The organism is Novosphingobium lindaniclasticum LE124 (assembly GCF_000445125.1).
Classification (GTDB): Bacteria; Pseudomonadota; Alphaproteobacteria; order Sphingomonadales; family Sphingomonadaceae; genus Novosphingobium; species Novosphingobium lindaniclasticum.
Window position 1 is genome coordinate 19,771 of sequence record NZ_ATHL01000064.1, and the last position, 21,588, is coordinate 41,358.

Annotated in this window: 14 protein-coding genes and 3 pseudogenes; 15 read left to right on the forward strand and 2 right to left on the reverse strand. The window is 60.5% G+C overall.

What is annotated here, in order from left to right; all coding sequences use genetic code 11:
- Positions 1-38: 38 nt before the first annotated feature.
- From L284_RS0124010 to L284_RS33655, 8 genes are all read left to right on the forward strand, one after another.
- Positions 39-770 (forward strand): nitroreductase, encoded by a 732-nt coding sequence (locus tag L284_RS0124010; RefSeq protein ID WP_235054343.1) that lies wholly within the window; start codon positions 39-41, stop codon positions 768-770.
- A gap of 189 nt (positions 771-959) precedes the next feature.
- The gene (locus L284_RS33630; RefSeq protein ID WP_160172111.1) at positions 960-3,875 is read left to right on the forward strand and encodes a TonB-dependent receptor domain-containing protein; all 2,916 of its coding nucleotides are present in this window, start codon (positions 960-962) and stop codon (positions 3,873-3,875) included.
- 87 nt (positions 3,876-3,962) lie between these two features.
- Positions 3,963-5,654: a linalool dehydratase/isomerase domain-containing protein gene (locus L284_RS33635; RefSeq protein ID WP_021233714.1), complete on the forward strand. Its 1,692-nt coding sequence runs from the start codon at positions 3,963-3,965 to the stop codon at positions 5,652-5,654.
- Between the two features lie 21 nt (positions 5,655-5,675).
- A complete protein-coding gene (locus L284_RS33640) occupies positions 5,676-6,959 on the forward strand; it encodes a spinster family MFS transporter (protein ID WP_160172112.1) in 1,284 nt (427 codons plus the stop codon).
- A gap of 55 nt (positions 6,960-7,014) precedes the next feature.
- Positions 7,015-8,589, forward strand: a complete 1,575-nt coding sequence (locus tag L284_RS0124015) for a carboxylesterase/lipase family protein (protein WP_081673954.1) — start codon at positions 7,015-7,017, stop codon at positions 8,587-8,589.
- A gap of 68 nt (positions 8,590-8,657) precedes the next feature.
- Positions 8,658-10,445 (forward strand): tannase/feruloyl esterase family alpha/beta hydrolase, encoded by a 1,788-nt coding sequence (locus L284_RS33645; protein ID WP_021233717.1) that lies wholly within the window; start codon positions 8,658-8,660, stop codon positions 10,443-10,445.
- Between the two features lie 72 nt (positions 10,446-10,517).
- Positions 10,518-11,468, forward strand: a complete 951-nt coding sequence (locus L284_RS33650; RefSeq protein ID WP_040713053.1) for an NAD(P)H-dependent flavin oxidoreductase — start codon at positions 10,518-10,520, stop codon at positions 11,466-11,468.
- A 434-nt stretch (positions 11,469-11,902) separates the two neighbouring features.
- Positions 11,903-12,664, forward strand: a complete 762-nt coding sequence (locus tag L284_RS33655; protein WP_021233719.1) for an SDR family NAD(P)-dependent oxidoreductase — start codon at positions 11,903-11,905, stop codon at positions 12,662-12,664.
- A 50-nt stretch (positions 12,665-12,714) separates the two neighbouring features.
- Here the strand turns inward: L284_RS33655 and L284_RS33660 are convergent, their stop codons facing one another.
- Complete coding sequence (locus L284_RS33660) at positions 12,715-13,710, reverse strand: LacI family DNA-binding transcriptional regulator (RefSeq protein WP_021233720.1); 996 nt, start codon at positions 13,708-13,710, stop codon at positions 12,715-12,717.
- A gap of 89 nt (positions 13,711-13,799) precedes the next feature.
- Here L284_RS33660 and L284_RS33665 point away from each other — a divergent pair, with 89 nt between their 5' ends.
- From L284_RS33665 to L284_RS47915, 6 genes and pseudogenes are all read left to right on the forward strand, one after another.
- Positions 13,800-14,654, forward strand: a complete 855-nt coding sequence (locus L284_RS33665; protein WP_021233721.1) for a fumarylacetoacetate hydrolase family protein — start codon at positions 13,800-13,802, stop codon at positions 14,652-14,654.
- A 2-nt stretch (positions 14,655-14,656) separates the two neighbouring features.
- The gene (locus L284_RS33670) at positions 14,657-15,388 is read left to right on the forward strand and encodes an SDR family oxidoreductase (RefSeq protein ID WP_031341949.1); all 732 of its coding nucleotides are present in this window, start codon (positions 14,657-14,659) and stop codon (positions 15,386-15,388) included.
- A 50-nt stretch (positions 15,389-15,438) separates the two neighbouring features.
- Complete coding sequence (gene dld, locus L284_RS33675) at positions 15,439-17,154, forward strand: D-lactate dehydrogenase (RefSeq protein ID WP_021233723.1); 1,716 nt, start codon at positions 15,439-15,441, stop codon at positions 17,152-17,154.
- A 288-nt stretch (positions 17,155-17,442) separates the two neighbouring features.
- Positions 17,443-17,978 (forward strand): annotated as a pseudogene (locus L284_RS33680) (IS5 family transposase); the annotation flags it as partial.
- Positions 17,979-18,056: 78 nt separating this feature from the next.
- A protein-coding gene (locus tag L284_RS33690; protein WP_152524645.1) for an IS3 family transposase occupies positions 18,057-19,417 on the forward strand; the annotation gives its coding sequence in 2 pieces (ribosomal slippage) (positions 18,057-18,402 and positions 18,402-19,417; 1,362 coding nt in all).
- Positions 19,418-19,634: 217 nt separating this feature from the next.
- Positions 19,635-19,760 (forward strand): annotated as a pseudogene (locus tag L284_RS47915) (IS3 family transposase); the annotation flags it as partial.
- 231 nt (positions 19,761-19,991) lie between these two features.
- On the opposite strand, the gene L284_RS33700 reads toward L284_RS47915, so the two are convergent.
- Positions 19,992-21,008 (reverse strand): IS110 family RNA-guided transposase, encoded by a 1,017-nt coding sequence (locus L284_RS33700; RefSeq protein WP_026109761.1) that lies wholly within the window; start codon positions 21,006-21,008, stop codon positions 19,992-19,994.
- A 69-nt stretch (positions 21,009-21,077) separates the two neighbouring features.
- Between L284_RS33700 and L284_RS47305 the strand changes: the two are divergent.
- Positions 21,078-21,588, forward strand: a pseudogene (locus L284_RS47305) (IS3 family transposase); the annotation flags it as partial.

A 21,588-nucleotide genomic window follows, 5' to 3' on the forward strand; every position in this document is an offset into this window, starting at 1 on the left:
TACGCACGTTTCAATGGCTCCGCGAGAGAGGGTGCAAGGTGATTGAATCCAGCGAACGAGTAGCGATGCGAGCGGCATTGGGGGAAGGACCCGATCAGTTTACAGTGCTTGCCGATCTACTCGCGCACCGATCGAGTTGCCGGGCTTTTCTGCCAGGAGAAATACCCCGTCCGCTGATCGAAAAAATGCTCACGCTTGCGCAACTCACGCCTTCATGGGCAAACACCCAACCTTGGCAGGTGACCGTGACGTCGGGTGCTGCTACGGAGCGGCTTCGGGAAGCGCTGCTTGCGGATTTTGATAGCCCTGAGCCTTTAAGTCCGCCTGACCTTCCGTTCCCGACCGCCTATTCTGGCGCACGTCTTGATCGCCGCCGCGAGGTAGGCTGGCAGCTCTACGAAAGTGCTGGAATCGCCAAGGGTGACCGTGCAGCTTCTGCGCTTCAAGCCCGCGAGAACGAACGTCTTTTCGGCGCGCCTCACGCGCTGTTGATCCATACAAAGCGAGAAATGGGCGCGTACGGCGCTGTCGATTGCGGCCTCTATTTGAGCAATGTATTGCTGGCAGCGGAGGCACTCGGGATCGGGATGATTGCCCAGGCTGCTCTTGCTCAACACTGCGGAGTGATCCGCGAAATGTTTGACATTCCGGATGATACTGTTTTCGTCTTTGGGGCGTCATTCGGGTTTCCAGACAAGACTGACCCCGTGAATAGTTTCCGCTCGCGGCGGTCTCCTATGACCGATAGCGTGTTTTGGGCAGACGAATAGGCGAAGTAGCCGCATTCGCTAGCGGGAGCATCAGAAGCAACCCGAGCGAATATAATACATTACGGTACAAACGGTGAGCGATGCGCGCCGCGTGGAAGTAGTGCGCATTCTTACCAAGTAAACGTCGGCAAAAGCCGAGAGACGATGCCAGGAACCATTGGGGTTCCTGGTCTAAGGGGAGGATATCTGATGCGTATGCGCTCCAAGGTCGTATTCGTGTTGCTGTGCTGCACAGCAAATGCGGCTTATGCGACGGCTGCCTCTGCTCAGGCGACCGTGGATGCTGAAGAAAACGGAAAAGCAGAAGCTTCCGTTGCCGACATTATTGTCACCGGCTCGCGCCTTGTTTCCAACGGGAACAATTCGCCGACGACGATTGCAGTCGTCACTGCCGATGAGCTTCAGGAAACGACGCCGTCGAACGTGGCTGATGCCCTCTTGAAGATGCCGCAATTTGCAGGTTCAAGCAGCCAGTCTGCCACGACTAACGCTGGTGGCGCGACTTCCTTCTCGGCTAGCTCCTTCCTAAACCTCCGTTCGATCGGTCCGGTACGCAACCTTGTGCTGTTCGATGGAAATCGGCTGGCGCCTTCCGGCGTAAATGGTGCGGTTGACATCTATACGATCCCGCAAATGTTGCTTCAGCGCATCGACGTCGTGACGGGTGGCGTTTCCGCCGTCTACGGATCGGATGCGGTGTCCGGCGTGGTCAATTTTGTGGTCGACAAGAAGTTCAACGGCATCAAGGGACTTGCGCAATCCGGTGTCAGTCAACGTGGTGACGGCGCGTCGCAGCGGCTCGGCCTTGCCGTTGGCACTCCCTTCGCACAGGGCCGCGGGCACATTGAAGGAAGTTTCGAATACTTTAAGAGCGATGGGATCGACAGCAACAAATCCCGTCGTAACGGCGCTGCACGCTATACCGCAACTCCAACGGGCGGGACGGCAGCCAATCCCATCTACACGCTGACTTCCGATTCCAGGCTTCCCGCGACCTATACCTTTGGTGGTCGGATCACGACGGCATTCGACGCTTCAGGGCAACCGGTCACTGGAGCTGCTGCGGCAGCGTTCAACGATACCAATTTTTCGACCGATGGCGTGCTGACGAAGTTCGTGCATGGCGTCCCGGGCGGCGGTGTGGAAAGCGGCGGCGAAGGCGGCTACTATGAGAGTTCGCTCACCGCGTCTCTGGAGACCAAGCAAGGTTTCTTGCGAGCCGATTATGAACTGACAGACGCCATCAATGTGCATGCGCAAGGTTCTTACACTGACGTCAACAGCGTCGGCGTCTACATCCAACCCATCGTCGGGGGGGCTGGTGGTCTTGCAGCAAGAATTTCGTCCAGCAATGCATTCCTGTCGCCTGAGTTGCAGCAGCAAATGATCGCTGCGGGCATCTCGACGTTTGCGTTTCGCAAGTTCCAGATGAATGTCCCGCGTGTCGTACAGGACACGTCGACCCGCAGCATATTCGGTAATGCCGGGCTGGACGGCAAGCTGGGCAAAAACTTCAACTGGTCGATCGACTACGCGCATAATGAAGTGCGTCGTACCGACATCATTCGAGGAAATGGTAGCACGGGGCGTCTCTTCGCCGCTCTGGATGCGGTTGCTGCACCAGCCAGCTATACGGGAACGGATTACCTTCTCAACTCGTCGGGCCAGCGTGTAGTCTGTAACGTGACGTTGACGAACCCGGGTTTGTATCCGGGATGCCTTCCGCTGAATGTCTTCGGGCCGACAGCGGAGAACCAGGCTGCTTCGGCGTGGACGCGGGGCGACACGACGAACGTGACGACGCAGAAGCTCGATACAATTACAGCCACGCTGAAGGGCGCGGTATTCGCGCTGCCTGCGGGTGACGTGCAAGTCGCGATCAACGGCGAGTACCGCGCGCTGTCATTGCGAGGTGTTAGCGACAATCAACCAACGTCACTCACGGACTGCACCGGTTTGCGATTCAGCTGCAACCCTGCAGCGCCTGTGGCGCAATATCGTCAGAATGTCTTCGCCAATACGGCGGGCAAAGTTAACGTGAAGGAAATTGGCGGCGAAATTCTCATCCCCGTGTTCGCCAATGCGCCTTTTGCCAAGTCTCTCGATCTGAACGGTGCAGTCCGATATACCAAATATTCCACCAGCGGTGGGGTCTGGACATGGAAAGCCGGGATCGACTGGCACGTCGATGACGCCCTGAGCTTCCGCGCAACCCGTTCCCGGGACATTCGCGCACCAACCGTGACTGAGCTTTTCGGCGCTCAGCAGGTTGCGCGGACCGGATACAATGATCTTCGCACAGGTATCAACGACACCACCACCGTAATAAGCAGCGGCAACGCAAACCTTGCCCCTGAGAAGGCGGACACTTATACGATCGGCGGTGTCTACAAGCCTAGCTGGCTGCCCGGTTTCAGTGTCGCCGTGGACTATTTCAACATCAAGATCACGGAAGCGATCTCGCTCATCGATGGCACTTCGGCCACCGTGCAGCAGCAATGCATCAACAGCAATTTCACTTCGACGGTTTGCTCTCTTTACGAACGCACATCGCCAACGGCCTATCCCACGCGCGTATTCCAGAGCTATCTGAATGCCGCAAATAGCAAAACCCACGGCGTGGATGTCGATCTCATCTATGGAGTGAGTTTCCTCGGCGGCGACTGGAACTTCAGGGCTCTCGGCAGTTATCAGCCTAAGTTCACGACGGTTCTCTTTCCCAACGATCCGCTTCTTAACGCAGCGGGCGTGGACGGACTTCCGAAATACCGCGTGACCGGTTTTGCCAGTTATGCCCGAGGACCGGTCACTGTAGCGACCCAGACGACGTGGCATAGTGCGACAAAGCATACTGCCCTTCCGAACGTTACTTTCGCCTACCCGGATAGCCCGGCCAAAGCTTTCACTGACCTGACGTTGACGTTTGATGTTCCAGAATGGAAGAAGATCAACACGCAATTCTTCATCAACGTGAAGAACGTGTTCGATACAAGGCCAGGTATTTTCGCTGCTCCGGCTGCCACGCCCGGCTTTGGGCCGATCACGACGAACGGTGAGGACCCTATCGGCCGCTACTTCACTATCGGCGTGCGCGCACGACTGTGATGACCTGAACCGTCTACCTTACGGCGGGAGAGAAAACCTCTCCCGCCGCCTCCGGGTAGGTCGAAAACAGGTATCGGGAGAGCAGAAATGTCATTTACCATTGACCGCCGTAGCTTCCTTGGCGCGGCCGCATCCGTCATTCCGACAAGCAGAGCGCTCGCTGCCACTTCGACCCTCGATGTTCGGAACTACGATGCACTGACTGACGAGCAACTGGGCGCGTCCAACCATGTCGTGCGGATCGCCACGCAACCCGAGGGCGAATGGTACGGGATGGGCATATCCTCCTATCAGGGAGGGGATGAGGGGTATCGCTGGCAGATCGGCTGGTGGCTGCAGCCGCTGGCAATCACCCAATACCGGCTTCCCGCTTACCGCGAACTCTACAAGCGCAGTTTCGAGGGCTTCCTCGCGAAGATGGCGCACCGCGACAGCTGGTCCTATTGGGAAGCGGAATCGATGGGTGTCGCAACGCGCGATACGCTGGGCGTACCGGGTCGGGACAAGCCCACCGCCGATCCCATCGCCCGGGATAACATCAATTATAGCGCCAACACCATGAACCTGATGGCTATGCATCAGATGCTTTATCGCGATGGAAAGTATCTGCAGCCAAACTCTTTCGCTCTCAAGCACTGGACGAAGGATGGTCTGGAAGTATTCGGCTATGACTTGCCGAAGATAGCGCAGGTTCTTTACGACGGATTTGCGGAGACACAGTGGCGTGGTGTCGCTTGCGAGGTCAACGGCGTTTACCCCGCATATTGCAACCAGCTGGCTCTCGTGGCTTTCAAGCAGTATGATCAGCTTCTGTCCGGTGACATGGGTGCGCGGCTGATCGCCAACCATGTTCGCGCCTGGCAGGAGCACAGCGACCTCTATCGTGTGGGAACTCATGTACCGGGCGGGCGTGAGCCCTTCATTCCGCGCGCATACTATGTGAAGCAGGGCGCCATGGTTGCCATGGGCGACACGATGATGAGCAGTGCAGCCTATGTGAACGCATGGAACGCGGCATGGGTCGAAGAGAATTACCCCTACTGGAAGAAGCGCTTCACAGTCACTGACGGCGTAATGAGTGTGAAGCTTGAACCGGAGGTGCGTGGCGGGCACCTGCATCACAACCCCTATAGTCCCGCCGCGAACCAGGCGGACAACTGGCAGTCGCCCGGCACGCCGGAGAAGGGCGAGACGCCGCCGTTCTACTTCTATGCGGCCATTTCGGCTGCGGAAATGGGGGATGGCGAATTGCTTGGCAACATCCGCGGGCATGCCGCGAAGTTCAACAATCAGGCGACGTGGAAAGGCAGCGAGTTTTTCTACGACCGAAACGAGCGCACTGGGCCGGCGCGGATGTCACGGGGCGGGGCCGTACTCATGACGGCGGCCCATCTGGTGGAGAAGGACAGCTTCCGCAAGCTCTACAACCTCCCCTTGACGGAGGCTGACGTCCACACACCACAGATCGAAGGGGTGGATTGGCCGAATATCCTGGTGCGGCGCGCCGTGTTCGACAAGCAGAGGCAGGCATTGGTCGTGACCCTTCTCAGCGCCGCGTCCTTGCGGGATTCCAAAGCCGCGGCCGTGGACACCCGCTTTGCCATCGCCAATCTCGATCCCCGCAAGACATATGCGATCTCGTGCGACGGGGCAGCCATCGGCCGTGTTCGCGGCAACACCGTGCTCGACGGCGCGGACCGCCTGCAATTCGCCGATGGAAAGCTGATCGTCGGTACCCGGCTTGGAACGGACCGATCATTCATCGCTCAGGCGGTCTGAGGCGGAAAGGACACCGTGAACTTGGATTCCACTCGCTCCAGTCCCGCCAAGGGCTATTTTGTCGCCGCCGTCCTGGCGGGCGCTTACGGGCTCAATTTTCTGGATCGCCAACTGCTGTCGATCCTTGCCGAGCCGGTGAAGGCCGATCTCGGGCTGACCGATACACAGCTTGGCCTCCTTTCGGGCTTCGCCTTTGCGATCGTGTACACACTTTTCGGCATACCGGTCGCGTGGATGGCGGACCGGGGCAATCGTGTCCGGATCGTCGTGGCGGCATGCGGATTGTGGAGCCTGTTCACCAGCGTATGCGGGCTGGCCCAGAACTTTACGCATCTGGCCCTGGCCCGGATTGGGGTCGGTATTGGCGAGGCAGGCGGGTCGCCCCCGTCATACTCTATCATTGCCGACTACTTCCCTCCCGAACGCCGCGCCGGCGCTCTGGCGATCTATTCCCTGGGCGTGCCGATCGGTACCACGGCGGGCGCCGCGCTGGGGGGCTGGATTGCTGCGGAGCACGGCTGGCGCTGGGCGTTCATGGCTGTCGGAGCCTTAGGCGTCGTCTACTCGGGCTTCATCCTTCTTGTCGTACGCGAACCCAAACGGGGCGGAAACGACAAGGCATCCGTCAAGTCGGCCTCCTTTGCCGACACTGCCAAGCTCTTTATTCGCGAACCGAAACTGACCCTGACGGCGGTTGCCGCCTCGTTCTCCAGTTTGATCGGCTACGCCATGCTCAGTTGGACTCCGGCGCTGTTGATGCGGGTCAAGGGCATGACGCTTGGCGAACTGGCCAGCTATTATAGCGTCGCCTCGGGCGTCACGGCTGCCATAGGAACTGTGCTCAGCGGCTACCTTGTCGATCGGCTGGGCCAGCGCGACAAGCGCATGTACGGCTTTATCCCGGCGATCGCATTCCTCGTCGCCGCGCCGTTCTATGCCGCAGGTATATATGCGCAGTCCTGGCAGATGACCTTGCTGTTCATGACCGTGCCGTTCGCGCTCTATGCATCCTATCTGCCCCCGGCGCTGGCAATCGTGCAGAATACGGTTGCACCGTCGCAACGTAGCACTGCATCGGCGATCCTTCTCTTCATCCTGGGCATATTCGCACTGGGCGGTGGGCCGCTTCTCATCGGCTCGATCAGCGACGCGCTGCTGCGGCAAGGGCATGCATTTCCGCTCCAGTTCGCGATGTATGCGCTCTTTCCGATCTTCTTTCTCGCCTCGCTGGGACATGCCGCCGTAGCGAGGGCGATGGCCGGGTCGGAGAATGCGGAACCGGGGCGGGCAATTTCTGCGGGATGACTGAGGAATATCATTGCAGGGCCGCTTTCATTCGGACTCAAACGTGGAGAGACTGATGCGTCTGCGTCGCTTTTTTTCAATCGCGCTGGCCGCCGCGGCTGCAGTGGGTGCGGCACCGTCCGCCTTTTCGCAAACGGTTCGTCTGGATGCCGGTCAGGTATCCGGCGTGCGGAAGGACGGGGTCGATGGGTTCCTTGGCATTCCTTATGCAGCAGCGCCCGTCGGGGCCAATCGCTGGCGCGCGCCATTGCCGCCCGCTCCGTGGAAGGGAACGCTGAAAGCAGACCATTTCGGCCCCAGTTGCCCCCAGAAGATCATCCCCAGCTTGGGCGCATGGACGCACGAGTATTTGCCTAGCGGAGCAACGAGCGAAGACTGTCTTACGGTCAACGTCTGGAAACCTGCCGGAGCGACCCGTGATCTGCCGGTTCTTGTATGGATACACGGCGGAGGCTTCACGTCGGGATCAGCCTCTGTTCCTGTCTATGACGGAGCCGTACTAGCCCGCAAGGGAATCATTGTCGTGTCGATCAACTATCGGCTCGGCTTCCTCGGCGCGATGGCAAGTCCCGAAGCGCGGGCTACCGGAGGCGACTTCGGTTTGCAGGACCAGATCGCAGCGCTGCGATGGGTGAAACGCAATATCGGCGCTTTCGGAGGCGATCCCGCACGGGTCACAATTTCCGGGCAGTCGGCAGGCGCGTTTTCAGTCCATTACCTGATCCTGTCCCAACAGGCACGGGGCCTTTTCAGCCGGGCGATCCTGCAAAGCGGGGTTGGTCTGGGCGTGCATCTCGACTTGGCGCTCGCCCCGCGTGACGTTGCCGAGCGAAGCGCAGGTGCGTTTCTGGCGGCGGCCGGGGTGAAGACCCTGGATGAGGCGCGCAAGCTCTCCCTGGACGAACTGTCCACCGCCTTTGCCAAAGTGGGGGGGCGCCCCGGAAGCACCGACGGGGCGCGGATCGGCCCATATGCGGACGGCGTCGTGCTGCCGCTCGACCCCGCTGCGGCTTTCCGTGCCGGTCGGTACAACGACACGCCCGTGATGATCGGTCTTACCGCGGATGAGGGGAGCGGCCTCAACCCTCACTATCGTTCGACCGACGCAGCGCTCTACAAAGCATTCCTGGCGCGCCGCTTCGGTGCCCTTGCTCCAGCAGTGGAGGAATTCTACCCCGCAAAGGAGGGAGAAAGCGCGCTTCCGGCGCTCACCCGGGATTGCGGTCTTGCCATGATGGCGGATTGGACGCGGACACGGGAAAAGACAACGCGGTTCCCTGCGTTTGCCTATATGTGGACGCATGTCGAACCGGGGCCGGAATCCGCTCGTTACGGTGCTTTCCACACCAGTGAAGTGCCTTATGCTTTCGGCACTCTCGACAAGGCGCCTGACAGGCCGATTGCTGCGGTGGACTGGCGGCTGGCGGACATGATGCAGGGCTATTGGGTCAACTTCGTCAAGTCCGGCAATCCCAACGGCAAGGGGCTGCCGAAGTGGTTGCCCTTCGGTCGGGACAATCATGTGGAGGAACTGGGCGATCGCGTCGGTGTCTATCCGCGGCTTGATCCTGCGAAAAATGCCCTGCTGCTTAAACATGCCGAGGGCGGCGGTAACCTGCTGGCATTCTAGGCATTCGGGTGCAGCAGGCAATGGCGGCCTCATCACATTTATATCCAACACCCCGAAGGGGATAGTACATGCGCGGACCATTCCTGTTTGCGTCCACCACGGGCGCCGCACTCTTCATCGTCAGCGCCATGGCCGCGGCGGCCACCGACGGACCTGGCCCAGCCGGGCCGGCGACGCCGAATTTCGCTGCCTGGTGCACTTCGCAAGCCGTGTCCGCCATTGCCGCAGGGCTTGGTGCCGGCGTGACGATCCACGAAGTGCCCAATGGCCCCCGGCTTCCGGGCGGCGTGAAGCTGAACCCTGCGAGCGGGAAGGTACCGGCCACCTGTCGTGTCACCGGCAGTTATGTGACCAACCCGAAAACAGGTAAGACGGCGAATTTCCTCGCCACCTTCCCGGCACACTGGAACCAAAAGTATCTGCAGCTGGGATGCTCGGGAACCTGCGGCTATCTTCGTATGAACGATCCGGCAGCGCCCCCGATCACGGTCACGGCGCAGGGTTATCCCGGTCAGCTTCTGGAAAAGGGCTATGCCGTTTTCGGAAACGATCTCGGCCATGTGGCGCCCAGCGCGACATCGGGCGGTTCGGAATGGCTGAAGAACAGCGACGGCACGGTCAACGCGGAGACGCTGGCGGATTATCTCTACCGTGCCGATCTCGTCATGGCAGACATGGGCAAAGCCTTTACCCGCGCGTTCTACGGCCAGGGCACCAATGCCGCAAAGGCCGATATCACCAGATCCTATTTCAGCGGTTGTTCGCAGGGAGGGCGTGAGGCGCTGGTCGCTGCCACGCGCTTTCCGGAGAAGTTCGACGGGATCATCGCCGGCTCCCCCGTATCGGATCAACCGGGCGTCCTGTGGCACGTCATGGGACAGGGATTGCTGGCCCAGAAGCTCGCGCCGATGAAGTTCACACCGGGCCAAATGGAACGGCTTAAGGCCAGGGTCGTGGCAAGCTGCGATGCGCTGGATGGCGTGAAGGACGGTCTGATCCAGAACCCTGCCGCCTGCAACATCCAGCCAGACACGATCCTTCCGGTGTGCAAGCCGGGCCGTCAGACCGACGATTGCGTGTCGAAGCAGCAGTCCGCAGCACTGAGCGTCTATTTCTCGGGCGTGACGGACGCCAGGGGCGCGCCGCTTCAGCCCGGCTTTCCGATCAGCGACCAGAGCTATGTCGGCATCGGTCAGGCCGCGTCTGCCGCACCGGCGGATCTGGACATGCGGTACTTCGTCGGCCACGCCTTCGATGGGATGCCGCTTGCCACTTACGGCGATGCGCGTGATCCCCATATCGTCGCCAACGTCGCGGCGTACAAAGCGTACGTCGACCTCCTGCGCCGCGGTGTGGTGATGGCCGAGGATTTCGGCCCGTTCTTCAAGCGGAACGGCAAGCTCCTGTGGTACCATAACCTGAGCGATGAAGCGCTGACGCCATACATGTCCTTCAATCGATACAGGAAACTGGCGGCAGACCATGGCGGATATGCCAGGTTGCAGGAGAACATCCGCTTCTTCGCCGTACCGGGCAGCGGACACTGCGGGATGGGAGGCCCCGGCCCCAGCAATTTCGACGCGATCGGTGCCCTGGAAAAGTGGGTTGAAGAGGGGGAGGCGCCGCAGGCCCTGCTTGCCCGCCAACTGGATCCCGCCAACAGCAACATCCTGACCGGCCAGATCGACTGGTCGAAGCCGCCTCTGCGCACGATGCCGCTGTGCACCTTCCCGCAGATGGCTCGATACAAAGGCAAAGGGTATATCAACGCGGCCCGGAACTGGGAATGCGCCGGCTCTGATCGCCGGATGCTGACCATCGGACGAACCGGGCGGGAAGCGGGGGTGACGCCCTGATCGATCACCGGCCTTCGCTGACTGCCACCGCGTTTTATCCGCCGATCTGAAGGATAGATGATGCGCACGAGCATGACCGATCTTTTCGCCGGACGCCTGAGGCTTCCGCTGATAGTGGCGCCGATGTTCCGCGTTTCGGGCCTTGAACTGGTGCTGGAAGCGTGTCGTTCGGGCGTTATCGGCGCGTTCCCGGCCGCGAACTGTCGGCCTGCCGAAGAACTCGGCGGATGGGTGACGAGGTTGCAGGACGAACTGGGTGACACGGATGCGCCGTTCTGCGTGAACCTCATCATGCGACGCGACTCGCTGCAAGATGAACTGGCCTGCCTTTGCGCCGCAGGGGTGGAAATCGTGATCACCAGCGTCGGAAATCCCGCGCCCGTGATACCCGCGCTTCACGACGCGGGGTGTCTGGTGCTGGCGGATGTGACCTCGATTGCGCACGCGCGCAAGGCGATCGATGCCGGGGCGGACGGCCTTGTTCTGCTTAGTGCAGGCGCCGGCGGTCAGACAGGATGGGCCAACGGCATTGCGTTCGTCCGGGCCGTCCGCAGCTTTTTCGATGGACCGGTCGTCCTTGCAGGGGGGCTATGCGATGGCCAGGCGTTGCTTGCGGCGCGGATACTGGGGGCAGACATGGGCTACATGGGTACACGTTTTATCGCCACGCATGAGAGTGCTGCTTCGCAGGCCTACAAGGAAATGCTGATCGGCGCATCGATGGACGATATCCTGCGCACAGCCGCCTTCACCGGTTTGGACGCCAGCATACTGGTCCCCTCTATTCGGGCGGTGGGCCTTTCACCGCACGACCTGCCAACCGACATCTCGGCCGAAACTGCCGCCGCCATGTACGGCTCTGGTGGGGACGCGATGGTGCGCCGCTGGAGTGACATCTGGAGCGCGGGCCACAGCGTATCCGGGGTCCATGACATCCCGTCCGTTCGCGAACTCGTGGGAAAGATTGAAGCAGATTACCGCCAGGCGCGTGAAGCACTCATCGCGGATATGATAACTGGTTGAGATCGCCGACAATCCAGCTTCGGGTCGAAAATTTCGGACAAGGGACGACACTTACTTTGGATTTGCAAAATTGAATTGACAGCGCTGTCAAATTGGCGTTCTTGGAATTGAAAAAGTGTCGAGGGGGAGGGGAGGCCGGGGCCTTTGTCATGTTCGGAAGGGTTTCTTGCAGACGCGACGCGCAACAACAGCCCGCGTCAGTTCGGTGTTCAGCCTGCAAGACCGCCCCGTAGCTTGGCGACACATCCCCAACGCGCATTCGACTGAGGGTCTTCTCATGATCGACGGCACCCATAACTAACGGCTGGAAGGCACAGCACAATGAAGCATCTCAGTTTCGCCCTGTTTGAACTGGTTCGCCATGCATCGCGCGAGTGCCGGTTCTCTTGCAATCCGGCTCAGATCCCCACCACTCAGATCCTTGAGGTGCGCCTATGACCTCGGGGGCCATCTATCCTAGTCTTGCCGGCAAGCGCGTCTTCGTGAGCGGCGGAGCAAGCGGCATCGGAGAGGGGCTGGTCGAGGCGTTCGTGGCGCAGGGGGCCAGGGTGAGCTTTTGCGACATTGCCGAAGACGCGGGACTTGCCGTCGCATCGCGGCTGTCGCAGGCGGAACATCCGCCGCTCTTCCAGAAGTGCGACCTGCGCGACATCGGCGCGGTGACGGACATGATGAAAGGGTTCGAGGAACGGCTGGGCGGGATGGATGTCATTCTGAACAACGCTGCGAATGACGATCGCCACGCCGTGGAGGATGTGACCGTAGACTACTGGGACGAGCGGATGGCGGTGAATCTGCGCCATCAGTTCTTCGTGGCGCAGGCTGCGGTGCCTGCGATGCGACGGGCCGGGGGCGGCACCATCCTCAATTTCGGCTCGATCAGCTGGCACCTCGGTCTTCCTGATCTGACGCTCTATCAGACAGCCAAAGCCGCCATCGAGGGGCTGACCCGCAGCCTTGCCCGCGAACTTGGTCGCGCTGGCATCCGGGTGAATACGATCGTGCCGGGCAACGTCAAAACGAAGAGGCAGGAACGGTGGTATTCACCGGAAGGTGAGGCTGAAATCCTCAAATCGCAATGTCTCGACAGCAGGATCATGCCTGCCGACGTCGCCGCGCTGGCTCTGTTCCTGGCGTCTGACGATGCCCGCATGTGCACCGGTCACAATTACTTCATCGATGCTGGTTGGAGTTGAGCGCGCGATAGTCGGCCGCCTTGATCGGCGGCTGCGCCAGTTGTGTCCGGTCATTCAGGGCTTGCGGTAGACCCCCGCAGGACAAGGCGATGCTCCAGCTCAATCGGCCAGACGCACGTCTCTCTATCAGGGGCAATGAGGGCATCGGCGGCGATCCGCGCCATCTCGGATATGGGCTGGTTGATGGTGGTCAGGGGAGGCCACACGTTTCTTGATATCCAGCTGTCGTCAAAGCCGACGACGGACAGGTCGTTGGGGACCGCAAGCCGGTGTTGTGTCGCGGCGGCATACACGCCCGCGGCCATGTCGTCATTCAACGCGACGATGGCCGTGGGCCGGGATCCGGTTTCAAGAAGCCGCATCCCGGCCTCCATACCGGACATGAAGGTGAACGCACCATCCGCTTCGAGAACCTCCACGTCATCCAGCGCACCGAATGCGTCGAGGAACCCCTGCCGTCTCAGGCGTGAAACGCCGTAATCTTTCGGGCCGTTGACCAGGCCGACACGCCGATGACCGCAGACGTGGAGATGTCTGGCGATCTCGGCCATCGCTTCGGCATCATCGATGATCACGCCCGCACTGCGGTCGGGCTGAATGATCGGCGCGATGCGCGCATAGCGCACCCCGTGATGCTCGATCCGGTCAAGCACTTCCAGATTGTCGGCGATGGGCTGCGTAATGATGATCCCGTCGAACCGGCGGCGCAGCACAAGGTCGATGCTGGCTATTATGTCTTCGTCGACGCCAATGTCTTCGATGACAAGGTTATAGCCGGCACTATGGCAGGCGGCATAAGCGCCCTTCTGGACTTCGTTCACGTAAGAGGGGCTGGGGTTGTCGAAAAGCACGGCAATCGTGAATGCCTTGGACCCGCCCATGGAACGCGCGGCAGGGTTGGGAATCCAGCCAAGCTGCTGCATTGCCTGCTGCACTTTCAGGCGCAGTTTCTCGCTGACGTGCGGTTCGCAGTTGATGACTCTCGAAACGCTCTTGATCGAGACGCCCGCTGCACTGGCGAGGTCGTAGATGGTAGGTTTTGCCATGGCGGTTGATTACCACCCCTGTCAGGAAACTCAATTGACAGCCCTGTCATTATTGAGGCAGTGTGGCTCAAGCATTTTGGGAGCTCATAATGAAATTGCTGCGTTTCGGATCTGTCGGTCAGGAAAAGCCCGGCGTGGTCGACGGCGACGGCGCCGTCCGCGATCTTTCCGGTCACATTGCCGATATCACACCCGATCATCTCGGCCCGGACGGTCTGGCGCGCCTTGCCGCACTGGACCTTTCCACGCTGCCGAAGGTGTCCGGCGACATCCGTTACTGCGTTCCGGTTGAAGGCGTGCGACAGTTCATCGCCGTGGGCCTTAACTATTCCGATCACGCAGAGGAAGCTGGCATGGCCGTCCCGGCGGAACCCATCCTTTTCACAAAGGCGGTTTCCTGCCTGCAGGGGCCGGATGACGACGTGCGCAAGCCCAGAGATTCCACCCGTATGGACTGGGAGGTCGAACTCGGCATCGTGATCGGAACGCGCGCGTCTTATGTCACGCGGGAAGATGCGCTGAACCATGTCGCGGGATATGTCGTCTGCGACGATCTTTCCGAGCGTCATTTCCAGCTCGGCGGCACAGGTACATGGGACAAGGGCAAGGGCTGCGAGACTTTCGGCCCGGTCGGTCCCTGGCTTGTCACCGCAGACGAAGTCGGCGACGTGCAGAATCTCGACATGTGGCTGACGGTCAATGGCAAGCGTATGCAGACCGGCAATACCAGGACCATGATCTTCGACTGCGCGACCCTGGTCAGCTACATAAGCCAGTTCATGGTTCTCCTGCCGGGAGACATCATCACCACCGGCACTCCGCCGGGCGTGGGAATGGGCATGAAGCCGGAAGTGTACCTCAACGAAGGCGACGTGATAGAACTCGGCATCGAGAAGCTGGGCGCGCAGAAGCACCGGGTCATCGCCTGGAATGATGGACGCTGACCATGGCTGGCCGTCTTGCAGGAAAGACCTGTTTGGTAACTGGCGCGGGGCAGGGCATCGGTCGCGCCATCGCGGAAGCCTTCGCGGCTCAGGGCGCAAGGGTCATCGCTGCCGACCTGCACTTACCCGAAGCGACAGGCATTCAGGGGATCGAGCGTCAGGAACTGGACGTTACCGACGATGAAGCGGTGGCCCGCGCGGCGGCCCTTTACCCGGACGTCTCCGTACTGGTGAACTGCGTGGGCTATGTGGCGACCGGTTCCATCCTCGATGCCACCACTGTAGAGTTCGACCGCGGCATCTCCATCAACGTCCGCTCCATGATGCTGACGATCCGGGCGTTTCTGCCGGCCATGCTGGATCGTGGAGACGGTTCGATCGTCAACATCGCATCGGTGGTGTCATCGGTCATGGCTGCGCCAGACCGGTTCGTCTACGGCACCAGCAAGGCTGCTGTGATCGGCCTTACGATGTCGGTCGCGCGCGATTTCATTGCTCGCGGTGTCCGTTGCAATTCGATCAGTCCGGGAACCGTCGAATCGCCGTCCCTGCTTGATCGCTTCGCACAGACCGGAGACGTTGATGGGGCGCGGGCCGCATTCGTTGCCCGTCAACCAATGGGTCGGCTTGGACAGGTGGACGAAATCGCCGCAACGGCGGTGCTGCTCGCGTCCGACGAAGCCAGGTTCATGACCGGCAGCAATCTGATAATCGATGGAGGAATGAGCCTTTGAAATGCGCCGGAAGATGCGCACACTTCGATGAAATGCAGATGGACGGTTAGATGTATCAGCCATTGGACAGCGACCAGAAGGTAGACGTTCCCACGCTGGCGATGCAGCTTGCGTCCATCGTCGGATCGAAGGGCGTCATCACCGATCCTGATCGAATGAGGCCTTATTGCACGGGGTATCGGGAAGGTGCAGGGGCTGCGGTCGCCGTGGTTCGGCCCCGGACGCTATTGCAGCAGTGGGAAGCGTTCAAGGCCTGCGTTGCGGCCGGATGCATCGTTATCACGCAAGCGGCCAACACCGGTCTGACGGGCGGTTCGACCCCGGAAGGGGAGTACGATCGGCCGGTCGTCGTCATGAATACCATGCACATCAAGGGGATTTTCCCGATCAGGGGCGGCCAGCAGGTCGTTTGCCTGCCGGGTTCCACGCTCGACGAACTTGAAGGCACCTTGGCCCCGCTGGGCCGCGAACCGCATTCGGTGCTGGGTTCCTCGTGCCTGGGTGCATCGGTGGTGGGCGGGATCTGCAACAATTCGGGCGGCGCGCTGCTCAGCCGCGGGCCGGCCTATACCGAATATGCAGTCTATGCCTGTGTCGGTCCGAACAGGTCCGTGCGCTTCCACAACCATCTTGGGATAGAACTGGGAGAAACGCCCGAAGAGATACTGTCCCGCTTGGCGTCCGGCAACTTCGGAGACAGCGACGTGCACGACAATAGTCAGAAAGCGAGCGCGGATGACTATGAAACGATTGTGCGATCGGTCGATGCATCCACACCCGCGCGGCACAACAACGACCCGGCGCGCCTTTACGAGGTTTCCGGGAGTGCGGGACGCACCATGGTGTTCGCCGTCAGGGTCGACAGTTTTCAGTCCGCCGGCGACGCCGCCACTTTCTACATCGGCACCAATGATCCGGCATGTCTGTCTTCGGTGCGTCGGCATATCCTGACCAATGCCGAGTTCCTGCCGACCTCGGCAGAATATATCCACAAGGATGCCTTCGATAGCGCTGCCGTTTACGGGAAGGATATCTTCTGCCTGATCCGCCGGCTGGGGACGGCGCGGCTGCCGGCTCTCTTTGCGCTGAAGTCCAGGGTAGACAGGCTGTCGAAGAAGCTGCCGCTTGTCCCGGCCCATCTTGCGGATCGCCTTTTGCAGTTCGCTTACCGTTTTACGCCGGGTCATCTTCCGAAACGGATGCTGCAGTATCGCCAGAAGTATGACCATCACCTGATCGTCAAGGCCAGCGGTCCGGCGATTCAGGAAACCCGCCGATTGCTGGGCGACATTCTGACCAGAGAGGCCGGAGCCATGTTCGAGTGCACCGCAGACGAAGCTCGGGCCGCCTTTCTCCATCGCTTTGCCGTGGCGGGAGCTGCCGTGCGACAGCAGATCGTCGACGACCGCCTGATCGAAGGGATCGTCGCCCTTGATGTCGCGCTTGCACGGAATGACCCGAACTGGTTCGAGGTGCTGCCAGACGAGATTGAACGCCGGCTGATCGGCAAGTTTTACTACGGTCATTTCTTTTGCCATGTATTCCATCAGGACTACCTGGTTCGAAGGGGCGAGAGCGTCGATGAGGTCAAGGCCGCGCTTTTGAATTTGATGGAAGCTCGAGGGGCCCGACATCCGGCAGAACATAACGTAGGTCATCGATATAAGGCCGATGAACCCCTCGTACGGCACTACCAGTCTCTCGATCCCACTAACTCTCTAAACCCAGGGCTTGGGATGACGAGCCGTAAAGAGGGTTGGGCATAATCCGTAGGCTTTCTAGGCCGTAAACTCATAAAGTCTAGCGACCGGCTTTGCGTGTGATATGGATGGGTATGCACATCACATGGAAGCAGGCGGTTCTGGCATTGGGCCTTGCGATTATCGCCCTTGTGGCGTTCCCGCGGTTTTCGCCTTTGGTTGCTCAAGATGCCTGCCTTGATAGCGGGGGCGCGTGGAGAGACGGCCAATGCCAGCATTAGGCCGCAGGTCGCCGATCAGGCTTGAGGTTTTCCGGCTCACGTGATTCAGGCGCTCCATTATGATGGAGGCTTGATGGCACGGCGGCGGTACGAACTGACAGATCGGGAATGGGCGATCATCGAGCCGCTGCTGCCTAACAAGCCACGCGGTGTGGCGCGGGTAGATGACCGCCGGGTTCTCAACGGGATACTGTGGCGCTTTCGCTCGGGCGCTACGTGGGCCGAAGTTCCTGAGCGCTACGGCCCGCCCACAACCTGCTACAACCGGTTCGTCCGCTGGCGCAAAGCGGGGGTTTGGGACCGGCTGCTGGCAGCGGTTTCTGCCGGATATAATGGCGAACTGGTGATGATCGATTCCACCTGCATGCGCGTCCACCAAAACGGTGCGACGGGTAAAAAGGGGGAAGCTGCGATCGTGGCATGGGACGTTCCCGGGGCGGTCTCACCAGCAAACTCCACGCTCTTGTCGATGCTGACGGACGTCCTGTCAGCCTGAGACTGACAGGCGGGCAGGTTCACGATGCCTGTGAGGCGGAAGCGCTGATCGTGGCCATTCCCGAGGGCGCAACCCTACTGGGCGACAAAGGGTATGACAGCAAGGCTGTCCGCCGTCAGCACCCATGGCACAGATTTGAGGTTGTGATGTAAGGAGGATTTGGGCTTCGTCGTAGTGACGAAGGAACAAAGATGAAGCCCAAATCCTCCTATTCGAAATCGACGAAGGCCCCTGCGGAGCAGGTGGTGAAAGACATCCGGCGGCAGACCCGCCGGCACTTCTCGGCCGAGGACAAGATCCGCATCGTGCTGGAAGGCCTGCGCGGCGAAGACAGCATCGCCGAGTTGTGCCGGAAGGAAGGCATCGCCCAAAGCCTGTATTACACCTGGTCGAAGGAGTTCATGGAAGCGGGCAAGCGCCGCCTGGCGGGCGACACCGCCCGTGCCGCGTCCACCGCCGAGGTGCAGGATCTGCGCCGCGAAGCCCGCGCCCTGAAGGAATGCGTGGCCGACCTGACGCTGGAAAACCGTCTGCTGAAAAAAAGCATGATCGCGGATGGGAAAGAAGGCGAATGAGGTATCCCGCATCCGAGAAGCTCGAGATCATCCGGATCGTCGAGCAGTCGCACCTGCCCGCCAAGCGGACGCTGGACCAGCTCGGGATCGCCCGTCGGACTTTCTACCGCTGGTATGATCGCTACCTCGAAGGCGGCCCGGAGGCGCTGGAAGATCGGCCATCGGCGCCGAGCCGGGTGTGGAACCGCATCGCGCCGGAAGTGCAGGATCAGATCGTCGAGATGGCCCTGGAGCAGTCCGAGCTATCTCCCCGCGAACTGGCGGTACGATTTACCGATGAACGCCAATACTTTGTCTCCGAAGCCACGGTTTACCGCCTGCTGAAGGCCCACGATCTGATCACCAGCCCGGCCTATGTCGTGGTCAAGGCCGCCGACCAGTTCCACACGAAAACCACGCGGCCGAACGAGATGTGGCAGACCGACTTCACCTACTTCAAGATCATCGGGTGGGGCTGGATGTACCTGTCGACCGTGCTCGACGACTTCTCGCGCTACATCATCGCCTGGAAGCTGTGCACCAACATGCGCGCCGAGGACGTGACCGATACGCTGGACCTCGCCCTGGCGGCTTCCGGCTGCGATAGCGCCACGGTGCTGCACAAGCCCAGGCTGCTCAGCGACAACGGCCCCAGCTACATCGCCCGCGAACTGGCCGAATATATCGAGGCCAACAATATGAGCCATGTCCGCGGCGCCCCGTGCCATCCGCAGACCCAGGGCAAGATCGAGCGCTGGCACCAGACCCTGAAAAACCGCATTCTGCTGGAAAACTACTTCCTGCCCGGCGACCTCGAGGCCCAGATCGAGGCCTTCGTCCAGCACTACAATCACCAGCGCTATCACGAGAGCCTGGCCAACGTGACGCCCGCCGATGCCTACTCCGGCAGGGCGCCGGCCATCATCAAACAGCGCGAAAGGATCAAACGACAGACCATCGAACATCGGCGCTTGCAGCACCGCAAGCTCGCCGCTTAACATCAAACCCCAGACGAGGCCCGCACTCCGCTAATCTACGCCCCGATCTGCGCCAAATGTGCTGACGACTGACATAGCCTTGATCATCACGGATACTCTAATCTTATTCCAGTGAGCCAAATCCGCAAGCCTATGTTTTCGATCTTATCGAACATGATCTGCCCCCTTCTGAGTGGCCCATCGACTATCGTAGTCTGGACCACGAAGGAGGAATGGAATGGCTCGGAAGCACAAGCCCGAGGAGATCATCGGCAAGCTGCGTGAGGCGGAGATCGTGTTGGCGCAGGGCGGGACGGTGGCCGACGCCTGCCGGCGGATCGGCGTCACCGAACAGAGCTATTACCTCTATGGACGGCTCTCCCTTTGCAAGCGGCATTGAAACGTTCTGCGTGGATCAGTTGCAAACATCTATCCGGCGTCAGCTGGTTGTCCAGAGCGCCCAAATGGGAAATCCGCACACGCGCACCTCTACAGCTGGTAGGCCTCAAGGGCCTCGATAATAGTCAGGCTCGTCGCGCGTCGGCTCGATCAGTGCAGTCCATTTCTCCGTCTACTCGCAAACTGGTTCGGTTCTTCAGGCGGCGGCGCGGTATTGATCGCCCGTTCGAAGCACGGCCCAGATTATCCGTGCATTCTTGTTGGCGATGGCAACCGTTGCGCGGTTGAACCCGCGTCGCTCCCGAAGCTGGTTGGCCCATTGGCTGATGGGATCATTTTTATTGGGTGCCGTTCTCACGACGGCACGCGCGCCGTGAACCAATAGGCTGCGCAAATGCTGGCTTCCTCGTTTAGAGATGCCCATAAGCACCGCCTTATCACCGCTCGAGAACTGGCGCGGTACTAATCCAAGCCAGGCCGCCATGTGGCGCCCATTCCTGAAGTCCGAACCATCGCCGACCGCCGCGACAATCGCTGTTGCCGTTTTGGGCCCAACGCCTTTGATCCTGGCGACACGCTGACAGGGCTCGCTCGATTTGAAGACGGCTTCGATTTTCTTGTCGAAATGCTCGATGCGGCGTTCGAGATCGCAGAAGAAATCCCAGAGCTCGGCAATGGTCTCACGGGCCATAGTCGAGAGGCCGGAGTCGGCGCGTGCGAGTATCTCCGGAATCATGCGTCTCACCCGGGTAATCGACTTGGCAAAGGCAATGCCACGATCAAGCAGCAGCCCGCGCATCTGGCTGACCAGGGCCGTTCGGTGGTTCACAAGACGCTGGCGGGCGCGGTGTAGAGCCTGGATATCCTGTTGCTCAACGCTTTTCTTAGGCACCAGCGGAATGTGGGGTTGACGCACAGCCGTACAGATCGCCTCGGCATCGTTGCCGTCGTTCTTCTGCCTGCGGACAAATGGCTTCACATATTGAGGACTCACGATCTTCACGTTGTGGCCCAACTCTTCAAATTGGCGGGCCCAGCAAAATGCTCCTGTGCAGGCTTCGATCGCGACGGTGCAGGGCTCAATCCCGGCCAGCACCGAAAGTAGTTGGTCGCGCATGACCCGCCGTTTGAAAATCGCATTGCCCTTGCGATCAACGCCATGCAGCTGGAAGACATTCTTCGCCAGATCAATACCAAGTACATCGATGGTCATCATTCCTCTCCTTCGACTGCCGGTTGCACAACGATGCTCCGGGGTGGGAGAGCCGTCCATCCCATTAGCTGGCGCAAGGAGTACGGCGGGCTGAAGATGGATCAGGCACGGCGGATGAAGGATCTCGAGCGAGAGAACGCCCGGCTGCGGCAGGCGGTGTCGGATCTGACGCTCGATAAAATGATCCTGCAGGAGGCAGCGCGGGGAAACTATTGAGCCCCGCCAGACGCCGCYGCTGTGTCGATCACATCCGAGGGATCATGGCTGTCTCCGAGCGGCGGGKGTGCCGTGTGCTCGGGCAGCATCGATCGACGCAGCGCAAGGCGCCACGCGGGGCGGACGACGAAGCCGCACTGACGGAGGACATCATCGCTCTCGCCCGGCAATATGGTCGTTACGGCTATCGCCGGGTGACCGCCCTGCTGCGCGATGCGGGGTGGCATGTGAACCGTAAGCGGGTCGAGCGCATCTGGCGCCGCGAGGGGCTCAAGGTGCCGCAAAAGCAGCCGAAGCGCGGAAGGCTCTGGCTCCATGACGGATCGTGCATCCGGCTGCGGCCCGAGTATCCGGGGCACGTGTG

Excerpts from the sequence above, each read along its gene's own strand:
- L284_RS33655 (WP_021233719.1), top strand. The coding sequence starts at position 11,903 with ATGACCTCGGGGGCCATCTATCCTAGTCTTGCCGGCAAGCGCGTCTTC.
- L284_RS33670 (WP_031341949.1), top strand. The coding sequence starts at position 14,657 with ATGGCTGGCCGTCTTGCAGGAAAGACCTGTTTGGTAACTGGCGCGGGG.
- L284_RS33635 (WP_021233714.1), top strand. The coding sequence starts at position 3,963 with ATGTCATTTACCATTGACCGCCGTAGCTTCCTTGGCGCGGCCGCATCC.
- L284_RS33700 (WP_026109761.1), bottom strand. The coding sequence starts at position 21,008 with ATGACCATCGATGTACTTGGTATTGATCTGGCGAAGAATGTCTTCCAG.
- L284_RS33660 (WP_021233720.1), bottom strand. The coding sequence starts at position 13,710 with ATGGCAAAACCTACCATCTACGACCTCGCCAGTGCAGCGGGCGTCTCG.
- L284_RS33650 (WP_040713053.1), top strand. The coding sequence starts at position 10,518 with ATGACCGATCTTTTCGCCGGACGCCTGAGGCTTCCGCTGATAGTGGCG.
- L284_RS33665 (WP_021233721.1), top strand. The coding sequence starts at position 13,800 with ATGAAATTGCTGCGTTTCGGATCTGTCGGTCAGGAAAAGCCCGGCGTG.
- L284_RS0124015 (WP_081673954.1), top strand. The coding sequence starts at position 7,015 with ATGCGTCTGCGTCGCTTTTTTTCAATCGCGCTGGCCGCCGCGGCTGCA.
- L284_RS33630 (WP_160172111.1), top strand. The coding sequence starts at position 960 with ATGCGTATGCGCTCCAAGGTCGTATTCGTGTTGCTGTGCTGCACAGCA.
- L284_RS33645 (WP_021233717.1), top strand. The coding sequence starts at position 8,658 with ATGCGCGGACCATTCCTGTTTGCGTCCACCACGGGCGCCGCACTCTTC.
- dld (WP_021233723.1), top strand. The coding sequence starts at position 15,439 with ATGTATCAGCCATTGGACAGCGACCAGAAGGTAGACGTTCCCACGCTG.